A 1,512-nucleotide genomic window follows, 5' to 3' on the forward strand; every position below is an offset into this window, starting at 1 on the left:
CGCAGCGTCGCGGCCGTGGCGCAGCTGATGGTGCTGCTGGACGACGGCGGCGCGCCGCTCGCGATGGCCGACCTGGTGCTGTTCGAGGTGCTGCGTGGCTTTCGCGACGAGAAGGACTACAACGCCGCGCGCCGCACCCTCGCCGCGCTGCCGGTGGTGGCCATCGGTGGCGAGGACGAGGCGCTGCGCGCCGCGCAGCACTTCCGCGCGCTGCGGGCTCGCGGGCGCACCGTGGCGAGCCCGGTCGACGTGCTGCTGGCCAGCTACTGCATCGAGCACGATTACGCGCTGCTGCACAGCGACCGCGACTTCGACGCCCTCGAATCGCTGCGGGGCCTGAAGGTCTGGCGGCATTGAAACCTTGAACCCTGAACCCATGGATAACATCTTCGTCACCCCCGAACACGAACTGCTGCGCGAGCAGGTCGCACGCTTCATCGCGCGCGAGGTCGAGCCGCACGGCGCTGCCTGGGAGGAAGCCGGCTTCACGCCGCGCGAGGTGCTCAGGAAGATGGGCGCAGCGGGCATGCTGGGCCTCATGCACTCGCCCGATCACGGCGGTGCGGGCGCCGACGCGCTGACCAACCTGGTGTTCGCCGAGGCGCTGTCGCAGTCGACCTTCGGCGGCTTCATCGTCACCGTGCTGGTCCACACCGACATGGCGAGCCCGCACCTGCAGCTGGCCGGCACGGCCGCGCAACAGGCACGCTGGATGCCGGGCATCACGCGTGGCGAGCTCATCACGGCGGTGGGCATCACCGAGCCGGGCGCGGGCTCCGACGTGGCGGGCCTGCGCACCACCGCGCGCCGCGACGGCCACACCTGGGTGCTCAATGGATGCAAGCTCTTCATCACCAACGGCGTGTACGGCGACCTGTTTTTCATCGCCGCGCGCACCGGCGAGGCGCGCCATGCCATCTCGATGTTCATCGTCGAGAAGGGCACCCCCGGTTTCACCGTCGGTAGGGCACTGAAGAAAACCGGTTGGCTGTCGTCCGACACCGCCGAGCTGGTGTTCGACGATTGCCGCATTCCGGCCGCCAACCTGCTGGGCGAAGAGCATCGCGGCTTCCAGTCGGTGATGAAGAACTTCCAGACCGAGCGCATTGCGCTGGGCGCAATGGCGGTCGGCCACGCGACGCAGGCGCTGCGGCTCACGCTCGACCACCTGCGCACGCGCCAGGCGTTCGGCGCGCCACTGTGGGACAAGCAGGCGATCCGCCAGCGCATCGCGATGCTCGATGCCAAGACACGCGCCGCCCGCGCCTACCTCTACCACTGCGCCTGGCTGGTGACGCAAGGCCGCGACGTGGTGCAAGACGTCTCCATGCTCAAGGCGCTGACCGGTGAGTTGGTCAACGAAGTGGTGCAGACCTGCCAGCAGTTCCATGGCGGCATGGGCTACATGCAGGGCACCGCAATCGAGCGCCTGTGGCGCGATGCGCGCATCCTCGCCATCGGCGGCGGCGCCACCGAAGTCATGCTCGACGAGGCCGCCAAACGCTACTGAGC

2 protein-coding genes are annotated in these 1,512 nt (G+C 69.0%); both read left to right on the forward strand.

What is annotated here, in order from left to right; genetic code table 11:
* Nucleotides 1-15 precede the first annotated feature (15 nt).
* Nucleotides 16-357: a PIN domain-containing protein gene (locus tag RMO12_RS13600; RefSeq protein WP_309639692.1), complete on the forward strand. Its 342-nt coding sequence runs from the start codon at nucleotides 16-18 to the stop codon at nucleotides 355-357.
* A 19-nt stretch (nucleotides 358-376) separates the two neighbouring features.
* Nucleotides 377-1,510, forward strand: coding sequence for an acyl-CoA dehydrogenase family protein (locus tag RMO12_RS13605; RefSeq protein ID WP_309624117.1), 1,134 nt, complete (start codon nucleotides 377-379; stop codon nucleotides 1,508-1,510).
* The last annotated feature ends 2 nt before the right edge of the window (nucleotides 1,511-1,512 follow it).

This window comes from Methylibium sp. (genome assembly GCF_031393925.1).
Lineage (GTDB): Bacteria > Pseudomonadota > Gammaproteobacteria > Burkholderiales > Burkholderiaceae_C > Methylibium.